Here is a 12,569-nt window from a genome sequence, read left to right as displayed (position 1 = left end):
ACCAAGATGTACACAACATTGATCAGTGCAATAGAGCTGGCCCCACATATCGCAGACCAGAATTGGGTCGTGCTGGATTGCCGTCATGATTTGATGGACACCAATGCCGGCCAGGCTGCCTATGACCAGGGGCATATCCCCGGTGCACAATTCGTGCATCTGGACCAGCGCTTGTCGGCTGCCAAGATCGGCCCGGATGGTGTCTTCCGTGGCCGCCATCCCCTGCCTGAAAAAGCTGACTTCATCGCGACTTTGCAAGCGCTGGGTATCAATGGTGACAGCCAGGTCATCGTGTATGACGCGCATGGCGGCATGTTTGCCGCGCGCCTGTGGTGGATGCTGCGCTGGGTGGGGCACCGCGCCGTGGCTGTGCTGGACGGTGGCCTGCCTGCCTGGGTGGCAGCAGGGCAACCAGTGACAACCGAAGTCCCGTCTGCACGTAGCGGCAATATCACTGAGCAGCATGCATTGACGTTGACCGTTGATGTCATACAGGTGTTGGGTAATATCAGTAACACAGCCAAAACCCTGGTTGACGCCCGTGCTCCGGATCGTTTCCGTGGTGAGAACGAAACGATAGATCCTGTAGGTGGCCATATCCCCGGTGCAAAAAACCGCTTTTTCAAAGATAACCTGCAAGCCGATGGTCGTTTCAAACCAGCAGACCAGTTGCAACAGGAATGGGGAGTTATAGTTGGTGATGCCAGCGGGGCTGTCATGCAATGCGGCTCAGGTGTAACCGCCTGTCATAACATGCTGGCACTGGAAGTGGCAGGCCTGCATGGTGCTGCCTTGTATCCGGGATCATGGAGCGAGTGGTGCGCGGATGTGTCGCGGCCTGTGGAGCGTTGAGTTAGCGCGAAGGTTGGGCTTGTAGGTTGGGCCGGGCCTCGCTAAGCTACGCTTCATTAGCCCAACACCCGGCGTTTAAGTAAGATATATGTTTATTGAGGCCAAGTGTTGGGCTGATACCCCGTAGCCCAACGAGGCCCGGCCCAACCTACGAGAATTTCAATAACTACCTGTGACTAGTCACAAATAACACCAGCACCACCCCCAGTGACACCAGGATAATCTGCGGTATCGTTTCTTTCAGCGTCGCCCGCCTCTGCATCTGTGGCATCAGATCACTGACTGCGATATAGATAAACCCGGAAGACGCAAACACCAGCACATAGGGAATCATGCCGCTGGCGCTTTCCAGCGTGTAATAGCCCAGCACACCACCAACCACACCCATCATGCTGCAGATCAGGTTATACATATAAGCACGCATGCGGCTGAAACCGGCATTCAGCAAGACGATGAAATCACCTATCTCTTGCGGGATTTCATGGGCAATAATTGCCAGGCCAGTCACCAGACCCAACTTGGGGTTAGCCAAGAAAGCCGCCGCAATCAAAATGCCGTCGGTGAAATTATGCAGGCCATCACCCACCAATATCATCCAGCCAGCCTTGCCAGCTTCATGTGCATCGTGACCATGTTCATGATGGTGGCCGTCACCCTCGTGATGATGCGAATGGCGCAGGATGGCGAATTTTTCCAGCAAAAAGAAAGCCAGTAAGCCACCCAGCAGGCAGGCGAACAGGGTGCGGGTGTCCGCACCGGATTCAAAAGCCTCGGGCAGCGCATGCAGCAAAGAAGTGGACAGCATGATACCCACCGACAGGCTGACCATGCGCTCTACGACTTTGGAGAGCAGTGAAAACGAAAAAATGGCAGCCGCAGTGATGCTCAGGACACCAGCAATTGTGGTAGCAAACAGGATGGATAACAGCGTGGAATGAATTTTAAGCCTCGGGAATTTGCAACCAGGTTGCAAATTAAAACATATTGCGGGGGTTTCTGCAAATTTGTCGCTGAGTGAGCAGTAGCCGCTTTAGGGTGAAAGGAGCAAAATCTGTGTAAAGACATGCTCACCAAAACTTCCACCATGGTGTAGATTTTGCAACAGGTGCATGGAGCTGCGCCCGAAGTTGATCAACGACTTTCAAGACACTTTCATGCGTCCATTCACCAACCAATACAATTTGTGGAAGCGGCGTCGATGTAGCGATGTCGCTGCCCTCTGCAATGGAATGTTGAACGGTATTGTATTCTGCGGACTCCCTGGCGAAGCGAATGCAGCCTTCGGAGGAGGCGTAATTTTCGTACTGTTCAATCGCATTATTGAAGTAGGGCTCATCAGTAAAATTAGCACGTCGCACAATCTCACCTGCAGCATTCGCACAGACATACGCATCAGATGACTTTGCGTCAGTATGCGCCACTGCCCGCCTACCCCAAGCCACTTGAACACACCTGATCAGGGCACTGATTTCCTTATCATCACCTCCTCTGCCTCCATGTCTCCCGTGAAATTGAAATGCCAGTCAGTCTTGCTTAGTTTTTTTATTCCTCGCTGTGAATGCCCACGTGGCCTCGTCCTGTGCAGTACCCACCCATATACATCCAAGCTGACGTTTAAATGGAATGAGACTATAAAACCTTGAAAGAACAGCTTAAGAAATACTGTTTTATTTATGTTATCTTTGCACCGTTGCATCAATATTTATGAATCACCGTCATTCATGTGTCGCTTTGTCGTCGGGATCAACTGAGTGGTGTTAATTAGCCTGACTATTTCTAAACTTGGTATTCAAGAAAATGAAAAATAAAATATTTCCCCTCTTTTTTATCCTGAGTATGGTGTTTCCATTTGCCGTAGAGGCAGCAGAGCAAAGCAGCCAAAATCCTGTCAACCAAGAAACCTTGACGGTTTGTTCTAACCTGGATATGTATGCAGACTTCGCAGTAGACGGACGTGATTCTGCTATGCCGAAGGCGATTGCATTCAACATGGTCAAAGCATCAATGAATCGTCATCTTAAAATTCCAGCAAACCTGCTGTCTGAATATATCGCGGTTGTTGGCAAAATCTATGAGCTTATTTATGCAGATCAGACCATCAAGCGTGGCGCGACTCAAGCTGCAATTGTTGATGCCTGTTCGCATTACAAAGGCCAAAACGCAGATAAACGCTATATTGCCAACTACCTCGAAAGAAACCCACGGTCTGCATGGGATCCATTGAAGCGAGTGCCTCTATGCGAAAATATCGGACAGTCCGCATCCAATGTTGCCGTTGCCAGAGACAAGGGAATGTCAAAAGAAAGTGTCAGCGCTCTCGTCAAAACTGGATTGCAGAATGACCAGCTTACTTTGCGGGTAATGCCAAAAATAATTGATGAGGTTTTTGAAAATCCTGATGTCGACACTACCTATATTTATGTGTACAACTTAAGGAAATGTGCGGCGATAGAGAACAATCAAAAATATACCGAACTGGCAGAATTAAAACCACGTATCCGCAACTGTGAAAAATTGGAAAAAGAGGAAGATAAACTGCAGTGTGAACGAAAGATATTTGGTCTATAAGGCAGGCTGAAACAGCTTCACCTGGATCTAAGTACCTGTTTCTGATCTAACTGCGCGTGCGCAATCGGAGTCCACGTGGGGCACATGTGCTGCTCAAAATGCTCATGTACTAGAGTACATTCCGCTGAATCCGCTTTAGCAAACTCTGAATTAGATATACTGGGTCTGTATGGTTTAGTGCAGCAAACTTAAAATAGGTTTATTTAAGTTTGGCACAAATCTCGCGGCCAATTTCCAGCGCGCCGTTTTTGCTCAACCATGCTGCCGCTGCATCAGCCTTAAGGCAATTGGCCCAGGCCAGTATTGATATGCCGTTTTTATCAACGGCATTCAAATTGAGTTTGAATTTTGAAGCTGCCATCATGTTCAGCATATCAGGCTGGTTTTTGATGACTGCCTGCCAAAAACTTAATGAGCCATCTACATTCACGTTGTTTGGATTGGCACCAAATTCAAGCAAGGTTTTCACCAGATCGACCCGCCCGGATTTAGCTGCGTAGTCCATGGGATAATTTAGCCCACAGCTTGGACATACCGAAGCAGTATTCACATTATTGTGCTTTGCTAGCATGGCGCGTATCAGGTCGTCACGATGTGGTTCATAACCTTCAAAACGCAAATACAAAGGCAGTAATTCACCAGAGGTCTTGTTTTTTCCATCGCTGTATTCGTGGCTTTTGTCTAGCCGCAAACCGCGTGTTACCAATTGCATCGTCCTTACTGGATGTGTGTGCGTATATACACCTATGTTCTCTGGCTTTTGCTGTTCGAACATATGATTGATATCTGCGCCAGCGCTGATTAAAAAATCCACTTCTTGCCAATCCAGTTTCTTTTCATACTCGCGGGTGTCAAGTATGCGAATGAGGATGGCTTCAGCTTCTGCCTGGGGTAAACGGGTTTTGTCCTTGGTTGATACTTGTGTTGATGCATGCCGGTCCAGGGCGGCAGCCAACAAGACTGGGTAGGCGGGTGTATCCCAGGCCTGCACCAAAACGCCTGCGCGCAATGGATTTGCACCACGTTTCAGTAGTCTCTGTGCTGCATCCCCGCTTTTGCTGCCAACAGCATTGCGCATCAAGTCCCTGTCATTGATGGCGTCTGCACCTGCCAGTGGTAGCAGAAAGTCCAGAGTGGTTGCTGGTACTTTGCCCAAGTCACGATAGTGCTGCAATAGTTCCATTGCCACTGGTGATAAGGCATAGCTCCTTGACTCCGGCTTTTCTCTGGAGGACGTCAGGAATCCTTTTTGGTTGAATTTTTTCAGTACACGCAGGGCTTGTTCTGCTGGCATAAACTGTGTCTGTTTAAGCAGCTCGGTATTGGCATAACCATTTTCATAAGGGGCGGGTACAGCCAGATGTGGGAAGACAGCTTGCTCGAACAAATCATAAAACTCTTTTTGCAAAGATACGACGGTGTTCCAGTCATGATTGCCGCTGAGTAGCCCGGATGCAGCTTTCAGCCATTGCGCATCGCCATTTTCGTCGCGCGGTATCTGGCCTGCCTGCAGCAATTCACGAAAATTCTCAAGGGCCGAAGTTCTTTCCTTTTCGTCTTTTGTCGCCATGCCGGGAAACTTCAGCATTGCTGCATGCAGCCACTGGCCACAGATAAATTCCAGTTGCATTTGCGGTGAGCGTTTCCTGAACCAGTCTTTGGTACCGGCGCGCAAATTATCAAAAGCAGTTTGCTGCACATCAGGCAGCCTGTTGCCTGGGCAAATTGCAGCCGTATCAGGTACCTCTTTGCCTTCAGGCCTTTTCTTTAAAGGTTCAGGTGCGGCTGGCGAAATACCCTTGGCGGTAACGGGGTACAAATCAGTCGCTTCCAGCATGAAGCCTTGCATGATGTAATAGACATAGCCAGTCGTCACCTCCCTGTCTATATAAGATTTTTGGGTTGGCGAACTGACTTGCAGGGGTGTCCCTACTGGCAGTTTCATCAGTACGCCACTGTCTACCCACATCGCGCATGAAGTCTTGAGCAGACTCTGCTCTTTTAGTAACTGCAACAGTTTGTCCTGCGCGACCAACGCACTCTTGTGAACATTGGCATCCCACTGCTGGCTGTCAGTTGACATGCGGTAGGTAAGTTCACCATGTATTTTCTCTATCCTGATGATGGCAGGGCCATTTTTTTCGCTGGCAAAATCACCCAGTAAGTCATCGGGGCATGCAGCATGGGAGTTGTTTGAAAACAGGCCAAGCATGATGGCGAGGAAAAACGGGAGATGAAATTTATGCAAAGTTGTGTCAGAAGGAGTGAGTTCAAGGAAAATACTAAACAACTACGAAACACTGGCAATATCTATTTACTGGAACAGTTTCCTGCAGCTATACCACCGCCGTCCTCATCGTCACAAACTCTTCTGCAATGGTAGGATGTACGCCTATGGTGGCGTCGACCTGAGCCTTGGTCACGCCGCATTGCATGGCGACTGCAAAACCCTGGATGATTTCACCCGCATCCGGCCCCACCATGTGCATGCCCAATACGTGGTCGGTATCGGCATCGACGATCATCTTCATCAGGCAGCGTTCGCTTGAACCCGACAGCGTGTGCTTGAGTGCCTTGAATTCGCTTTTGAAGATGTTGACATGCGTATGTTTTTCGCGTGCCCTGGCTTCAGTCATCCCCAATGTCGCCACGTTCGGGTGGCTGAATACCGCAGTGGGGATATTTTCATATGACATCATCTTGCGTCCGTGCTGGAACAAATTGGCCGCAACGACCATGCCTTCTGCCAGTGCTACCGGAGTCAGCGCCACTCGGTCAATGACATCGCCTATGGCGTAGATGTTGGCGACACTGGTGGCGAAATGTTCATCAACAATAATCGCGCCATTTTCACGCTGCTGTACGCCCGCATTGTCCAGGCCCAGGCCTCTGGCATTGGGCTTGCGGCCTGTGGCAAACAGAATGCAATCACTCTCCAGTATGCGGCCATCGCTGAGCACTACCTGTTTGCTGTCGCCGTGGACAGTGATGGATGCAATGCTGGTATCGAGAGCAATCTCCACGCCTTTCTTGCGCATTTCAGTAAGCAGGAAATGGCCCAGATCCGCATCCATGCTGCGCAAGATTTGTGTCCCGCGCTGCACCAGCGTGACCTTGCAACCCAGTCCGTTCAAGATCGAGGCCAGCTCTACCGCAATATAACCGCCGCCTTGTACTACCGCATGGCGTGGCAGTGCAGGCAAATGAAAGAATTCATCCGAAGTAATACCCAATTCGCTGCCAGGCAATTCCGGTTTGACTGGATGGCCGCCGGTGGCGATCAGGATGTGATGTGTACTATAGCTTTTACCGTTAACCACAACCGTGTGCGCATCCACAATCTGGGCATGGCCAGCGATGACATCTACGTTGGCATTCGTCAGTATCTGGCTATAGATGCCATTCAACCTGGCGATTTCCTTGTCTTTGTTGGCGATCAGGGTGGCCCAGTCAAAGCGCTGTTCCCCCAAGCTCCAGCCAAAGCCGACAGCTTCTTCGAAGTCGCTATGATAATGCGCAGCATACGACATCAGTTTTTTAGGGATGCAACCGGCGTTTACACAAGTGCCGCCCAGCGGCCCGGATTCAGCCAGGGCAACGCGGGCACCATACTGTGCCGCAAAACGGCTGGCCCGCACACCACCAGAACCGCCGCCTATCGTGAATAAGTCATAGTCGTAAGTATGCATGATGGTCCTGGGTAAATTAATGAATGAGGCAGGTTCGGTTGACACCGAACCTGCTCGTGACAGACGAGGGCTGATAAGAGAGGTGGTAATCAGGCTACGCCATTTGCCTTGAACCAGGCCAGGGCGCGACCCCAGCCGTCCTTGGCATCGGCTTCGTTATAGCTGGGGCGGTAGTCAGCGTTGAAGGCATGGCCAGAATTTTCATAGACCTTGAATTCTGATTTGCTATTGCCTTTTTTGAGTTCGACTTCCATCTTGAAGACAGACTCAACCGGAATACCCTGGTCCTTGGCACCATACAGGCCCAGCACTGGTGTTTTCAGGTTGGCAGCGATATCGATAGGGTGTTTGGGTGTCAGTGCCGTGGATTCGCCCTGCAAGCGGCCATACCAGGCCACGCCGGCTTTGACATTGGGGTTGTGGGCAGAATACAGCCAGGTAATGCGGCCACCCCAGCAAAAGCCGGTGATGCCCAGGCGCTTGGTGTCGCCGCCATTATTGCCTGCCCATGCTACTACTGCATCCAGGTCACCCATGACTTGCGCATCCGGCACCTTGGAAATAATTTCCTTCATCAATTCTGCGACACTGGCGGCATTCTTGGCATCACCCTGACGTACAAACAATTCTGGAGCCAGCGCCAGATAACCCTGCTTGGCAAAGCGACGTGCGACATCGGCAATATGTTCATGTACACCAAAAATTTCGGAAATCACCAGTATCACCGGCAAATTGCTTTTGCCCTCAGGTTTGACAAAGTACAAAGGCACTTCTGCACCAGCTACAGTCAATTTGGCCACGCCGTCCGTCAAGCCTGCCCGGTCAGTCTTGATCATGGTCTGTGCGCATACTGGTGCCACCGCTGCGGCAAAGCCTACACCAACTGCGGTCTGTATAAAGCTGCGGCGGTTGACTGTCGTATTGTCTTCGATGGTACCAACCAGGCTATTAAAGTCTTCGCGAAGCTGCATGGTGTTCTCCTGTAAGGTTTCTTTGTGGATGTACTTGCATGTTTGAAACGCCGGATAAAACAGCAATGAATTGTACAACTTAATCAGGGCAGGCATGCATGACTAGCGATTTCTTCCTTTCAGGTATTGCGTGATTTCTCCGGTCGTAACACCAGCCATACGGCGAGACCGATCAGTGCACCACCCATGAGATGGGCCAGCGTGATGCTTTCATTCAAGAATAGCGCACCCCACAGGACGCCAAAGGGTGGTATCAAGAACGTGACTGTCAGTGACTTTACCGGACCTATGTCGGCGATTAAGCGGAAATACAGGATATAAGCCAGTGCCGTGCATATCAAGCCCAACGCCGCCATTGTCAGCCATAGCGCGCTGTTGCCCCATGAGGCTGGTGCCTGCGTCATCGCGCCATAAGAAAAAATTGGCAGCAGCAAGGCAGTTGCGCCTAGCTGGCTGCCAAAAGCGACAAGCTTGCTATCGAGGCCGCCTTTGGCTGTGATCCATTTCCTGGTCAGAAAGCTGGCCAGCCCATAGCATCCTGTTGCCACCATGCATTCCGCCGCAGCAATCAGTAGTTGTACGCTGTACTGCACAGGTCCGGTGGTGGTCAACACTGCGACACCGGCTATGCCGATGCAAACACCCAGTACTTTGTAGAGGCCAGGTTTTTCAGAAAAAAACAGCATACCGATAATCACACCCATGAGCGGTGTCGTGGCATTCAGGATTGCAGAATAGCCGGCGGGCAACAGCTTTGCCGCCAGACTGAACATGACAAAGGGAATGCCGGAATTAATGACTCCCAGCATCATGGCAGTACCCAGCTTTCCTTTAAAATCCCAGCGTACGCGCATGATGAGCAAAATGACGATCAGGCCCGCAGCACCAAACAATACGCGAAAAAATGCAGTTGGCATGGCACCTAGTGTGGGTACGATCATACGCATGAATAAAAAACTTGCACCCCAGATAGCAGCGAGGATGATGAGCCGGATAATGTCAGTAGTTTTCAAATGTTGCTCCTGTTAATCAAGTTCTTGCAAATGCAAAATATTTTTTCTATACAGATTTGAAGTAAGTTATTCTTTTCATCAATTCCTGTATTGCATGATTTAATCACTGAGACAATGACGAAGACAAATCATCATTTCTATTGATGGTTTAGAAAAACTAAATCAATATGAACCGCCTTCCGCCACTGAAAGCCCTGCAATATTTTGAATGTGTGAGCCGCCATTTGAGCGTCAAAAATGCGGCGGCTGAATTAAATGTCACACCGGCAGCTGTCAGCCAGCAACTGAGCAAGCTGGCAGATATCTTGCAGATGGCGCTGTTCAAGAAAGACCTGCGCGGTATCGCCCTGACTGCAGAAGGTGAACGCTATTTCATGGGCATACGCACGGCATTCAGGCAAATGGAAGAAGCGACCAGACGCCTGCAAGAGCAGCGTACGCCTCCCAGGATCACGGTCAGTTGCACGCCAGGGTTTGCCATGCAATGGCTGTTGCCACAACTACCGCAGTTTCACGCCAGCTATCCTGCGATTGATATCAGGATCAGCACTACCAACCGGCTGGCAGACTTTTCTCGCGATGACGTGGACTTCGCTGTCAGGCATGGTTTGGGAAACTATCAGGGATTACAATCAGAAATGCTGATCGATGATCCCCTGCAGCCGATATGTAGTCCGCGTCTGCTCAAAAGCAAAAAACAGTTGAAATCATCCGGTGAATTAAGTGCCTACACCCTGCTGCATGACGAACACCAGCACGACTGGCGGCTATGGCTGGAAGCGACAGCAGCAAGCGATGTAGTGTGGAACAACGGCCCGGTATTTGCAGATTCGAATGGCGCAATTGAGGCTGCCAAGCGCGGCTACGGCATAGCGCTGGCAAGAAAAGCCATGGTCAGGGAAGAGTTGAAGAATCGCGAACTGATCATGCCTTTCAAAACGGCCGTCAGGACAGGTATCGCCTACTACCTGGTCTATCCTTCCGAGGTATTAATGAGGGAAGAAGCGCAGCAGTTCAGGGATTGGCTCAGCCATGCCGTGAAATCAATCTGAATCGCCTTTGGCAGACTGTTTGCCAAATTCAGGGGTTACGCGCTGTCTTCAGCGGCGCTGCCACATTTTGTCTTATCCACGTCTGCATGTCTTGCCAGATACGTTGTACTTCAGCATCCGGCGGCATTTGCGTGGCATTCGGCAGTTCTATGGTGACGACCGGGATATCCTTGTGCAGGCCGCTGTAATTGCCGAGTGAGCCAGGATAAACGCCGACGCGGTTGTAGATCAGGCGGCCAAAACGGTTGGGTGGTGTGGCCGGGCCGTCAAAGTCGAGTACGCCAAAAGGGGCGTGTACGGAGATGATGACGTCGGGTTTGTATTTTTCTATGGTCTCATAGACCCAGCGGCTTTCTGGTTCAGAGATCGGTGCTTTGCCAGGGTAGCGGCGCGGGTCGCTGCGGGTTACGCGTGCCCAATAGCTTGGCGCTTCTTTTTGCCAGTTGGGTGTGGGGAAGTTGCGGTTCAGGTCTATGCCACGGGCATTGACGCGGCGTGGCTTGGGTGCCAACAAACCATCAGGATTCACCACCGGAGCTACACGCCAGTTGAATTCCAGCGGATTTTTTTGCATGGTTTCCATCCATTTGAACACAACGGAAGATGCCGTCTGTTCATCACCATGGATGCCGCCCAGTAGCAGCACGCGTATGGCTTGCGGATGCTTGGCATCTGCCTTGATATCGCGGAACAACACCGGGAAGCCATTGAGGGAATTGGCACCTGTAGGACCGAGTTTGCTGTTCTTGCAGTCAGTCAGGCTAACTTGGGGTAGGCGCGCTACCAGTGGTGTGCACCAGTCGGTGACGGTTTTTGGTTTTGCAGGTGTAGTGGCAGTCTTTGTGACAGGTGGGGCAGACACGCTGTGTGCAGATGGCATGGCCAACAGGCCAGCCACTGCAAACAAAGCACCAAGTTTTTTGCAGCGAGATGCACAGAACTTACTTCTAAAAATACTAGCTGGCATTCTTGCTTCTACTCCCAGTGCTACCTATTACTTAAAACAATGAACACACTACAGTCCGGCAGCGGCACGCAGAATTGCTGCCTTGTCGGTACGTTCCCAGGTGAATTCTGGCTCTTCACGACCAAAATGGCCGTAAGCGGCTGTCTTGGAATAGATAGGGCGCAGCAAATCCAGCATCTGGATGATGCCTTTTGGACGCAAGTCAAAATGCTCGTTCACCAATGCGGCGATCTGGTCATCAGGGATAACGCCGGTGCCTTCAGTGTAGACAGTTACGTTCATCGGGCGTGCAACACCGATCGCGTAAGCCACCTGGATCTGGCATTGACGGGCGATACCTGCAGCGACGATATTCTTGGCGACATAACGGGCAGCATAGGCAGCAGAACGGTCAACCTTGGTAGGATCTTTACCAGAGAAAGCACCACCACCATGAGGGCAGGCACCACCGTAGGTATCAACGATGATCTTGCGGCCAGTCAGGCCACAATCACCTTGCGGGCCGCCGATAACGAAACGGCCAGTCGGGTTGATCAGAAATTTAGTGTCCAGCAACCATTCTTTAGGCAAGACTGGTTTGATGATTTCTTCAATGACGGCGTCAATGAAAGACTGCTTCATCTTGGTCGAGGTTTCGCTTTGGTCAGGGTGATGCTGGGTGGACAGCACGACAGTATCAATACTGTGCGGTTTGCCATCAACATAGCGCATGGTGACCTGGCTCTTGGCATCAGGACGCAGGAAAGGCAGGCGGCCATCCTTGCGCAATTGTGCCTGGCGTTCTACCAGACGGTGCGCATAGTAAATTGGCGCAGGCATCAGTTCTGGTGTTTCATCGCAGGCATAACCAAACATCAGACCCTGGTCACCGGCACCGGTGTTGAGGTGATCATCAGATGCCTGGTCAACGCCCTGGGCGATATCATTGGATTGCTTGTCGTAAGCAACCAGTACCGCGCAACCCTTGTAATCGATACCATAATCGGTATTGTCGTAGCCGATGCGCTTGATGGTGTCACGCGCTACCTGTATGTAATCAACGTGGGCATTGGTGGTGATTTCACCAGCCAGAACGACCAGACCAGTATTGGTCAGGGTTTCGGCGGCAACACGGGAACGGGGATCTTGTTCAAAGATCGCATCCAGAATCGCATCGGAAATCTGATCGGCGACTTTGTCCGGGTGTCCTTCGGATACCGATTCAGAGGTGAAAAGAAAATCATTAGCCATCGCAGGCTCCTATAAAAAATTGACCGTAAAAAATTATGCCGCAGTCGGAAGAGTCCTGCGACGCTTTAGCGAGTTTTATTAACCGCCTCGCAAGTTGTCATTAACTCGGCGGTGGCTTGCCTTCTGTGTTTATCCTGCCCTTAAGCAGGTCAAAGCTAGCCAATATGTGATATTTTACGCTCGTTCTGCGTAGTCTGTCGAATATACCCTTATTATTATACTGATAC

12 protein-coding genes are annotated in these 12,569 nt (G+C 50.8%); 4 read left to right on the top strand and 8 right to left on the bottom strand.

The genetic code is table 11. The features are described 5' to 3' along the window. Window positions 1-6: 6 nt before the first annotated feature. Complete coding sequence (locus AC3WQT_RS03670; RefSeq protein WP_492702358.1) at window positions 7-852, top strand: sulfurtransferase; 846 nt, start codon at window positions 7-9, stop codon at window positions 850-852. Window positions 853-1,018: 166 nt separating this feature from the next. Here the strand turns inward: AC3WQT_RS03670 and AC3WQT_RS03665 are convergent, their stop codons facing one another. Beyond that, a complete protein-coding gene (locus AC3WQT_RS03665) occupies window positions 1,019-1,720 on the bottom strand; it encodes a ZIP family metal transporter (protein ID WP_492702529.1) in 702 nt (233 codons plus the stop codon). On the opposite strand from AC3WQT_RS03665, the gene AC3WQT_RS03660 reads away from it, so the two are divergent. Beyond that, window positions 1,656-1,790, top strand: coding sequence for a hypothetical protein (locus AC3WQT_RS03660; RefSeq protein WP_423012517.1), 135 nt, complete (start codon window positions 1,656-1,658; stop codon window positions 1,788-1,790). The two genes, AC3WQT_RS03665 and AC3WQT_RS03660, sit on opposite strands and share 65 nt — an antisense overlap. Before the next feature lie 129 nt (window positions 1,791-1,919). On the opposite strand, the gene AC3WQT_RS03655 is transcribed toward AC3WQT_RS03660, so the two are convergent. Then, window positions 1,920-2,210 (bottom strand): hypothetical protein, encoded by a 291-nt coding sequence (locus AC3WQT_RS03655; RefSeq protein WP_492702357.1) that lies wholly within the window; start codon window positions 2,208-2,210, stop codon window positions 1,920-1,922. A 439-nt stretch (window positions 2,211-2,649) separates the two neighbouring features. Here AC3WQT_RS03655 and AC3WQT_RS03650 point away from each other — a divergent pair, with 439 nt between their 5' ends. After that, window positions 2,650-3,420 carry a hypothetical protein gene (locus AC3WQT_RS03650; RefSeq protein ID WP_492702355.1) on the top strand — a complete coding sequence of 257 codons (771 nt, stop codon included), beginning with the start codon at window positions 2,650-2,652 and terminating at the stop codon, window positions 3,418-3,420. Between the two features lie 199 nt (window positions 3,421-3,619). Here the strand turns inward: AC3WQT_RS03650 and AC3WQT_RS03645 are convergent, their stop codons facing one another. The 4 genes from AC3WQT_RS03645 to AC3WQT_RS03630 all read right to left on the bottom strand — a co-directional run bounded on the left by AC3WQT_RS03645 (window position 3,620) and on the right by AC3WQT_RS03630 (window position 9,093). Further along, window positions 3,620-5,668 (bottom strand): ankyrin repeat domain-containing protein, encoded by a 2,049-nt coding sequence (locus AC3WQT_RS03645; RefSeq protein WP_492702353.1) that lies wholly within the window; start codon window positions 5,666-5,668, stop codon window positions 3,620-3,622. Window positions 5,669-5,756: 88 nt separating this feature from the next. Beyond that, on the bottom strand, window positions 5,757-7,109 hold the full coding sequence (gene gorA / locus AC3WQT_RS03640) for a glutathione-disulfide reductase (RefSeq protein WP_492702351.1): 1,353 nt from the start codon (window positions 7,107-7,109) through the stop codon (window positions 5,757-5,759). An 89-nt stretch (window positions 7,110-7,198) separates the two neighbouring features. After that, a complete protein-coding gene (locus AC3WQT_RS03635) occupies window positions 7,199-8,080 on the bottom strand; it encodes a dienelactone hydrolase family protein (protein WP_492702349.1) in 882 nt (293 codons plus the stop codon). 119 nt (window positions 8,081-8,199) lie between these two features. Then, window positions 8,200-9,093: a DMT family transporter gene (locus tag AC3WQT_RS03630; protein WP_492702347.1), complete on the bottom strand. Its 894-nt coding sequence runs from the start codon at window positions 9,091-9,093 to the stop codon at window positions 8,200-8,202. A 167-nt stretch (window positions 9,094-9,260) separates the two neighbouring features. On the opposite strand from AC3WQT_RS03630, the gene gcvA reads away from it, so the two are divergent. Next, window positions 9,261-10,145 carry a transcriptional regulator GcvA gene (gene gcvA, locus AC3WQT_RS03625; RefSeq protein ID WP_492702345.1) on the top strand — a complete coding sequence of 295 codons (885 nt, stop codon included), beginning with the start codon at window positions 9,261-9,263 and terminating at the stop codon, window positions 10,143-10,145. 28 nt (window positions 10,146-10,173) lie between these two features. Here gcvA and AC3WQT_RS03620 read toward each other — a convergent pair whose 3' ends face one another. Together AC3WQT_RS03620 and metK are read right to left on the bottom strand one after the other, a co-directional pair. Continuing rightward, a complete protein-coding gene (locus tag AC3WQT_RS03620; protein WP_492702343.1) occupies window positions 10,174-11,025 on the bottom strand; it encodes a M14 family zinc carboxypeptidase in 852 nt (283 codons plus the stop codon). 135 nt (window positions 11,026-11,160) lie between these two features. Beyond that, window positions 11,161-12,342, bottom strand: coding sequence for a methionine adenosyltransferase (gene metK, locus AC3WQT_RS03615; protein ID WP_422950739.1), 1,182 nt, complete (start codon window positions 12,340-12,342; stop codon window positions 11,161-11,163). Between the last annotated feature and the right edge of the window lie 227 nt (window positions 12,343-12,569).

The organism is Undibacterium sp. FW305-107 (assembly GCF_058788535.1).
Note: the sequence above shows the minus strand (reverse complement) of the source record. Positions and strands in the feature narration are given on the sequence as shown.